The following is a 254-nucleotide window of genomic DNA, read 5'->3' as shown; positions in this document are numbered from 1 at the left end:
CAGCACGATTTCCGACCGTACCTAGGTAACCTTCGAACTCCTCCGTTACACTTTGGGAGGAGACCGCCCCAGTCAAACTGCCTACCATGCACTGTCCCCAATCCGGATAACGGACCAAGGTTAGAACCTCAAAGGGGTCAGGGTGGTATTTCAAGGTCGGCTCCACAGGAACTAGCGTCCCTGCTTCAAAGCCTCCCACCTATCCTACACAAACCACTTCAAAGTCCAATGCAAAGCTACAGTAAAGGTTCACG

At 52.4% G+C, this 254-nt stretch carries 1 rRNA gene; it reads right to left on the bottom strand.

What is annotated here, in order from left to right:
• A 23S ribosomal RNA gene (locus AWT75_RS20550) occupies positions 1-254 on the bottom strand; the annotation flags it as partial.

The organism is Aquitalea pelogenes (assembly GCF_001515305.1).
Taxonomy (GTDB): Bacteria; Pseudomonadota; Gammaproteobacteria; order Burkholderiales; family Chromobacteriaceae; genus Aquitalea; species Aquitalea pelogenes.
This window is presented reverse-complemented; position numbering and strand designations above follow the sequence as displayed.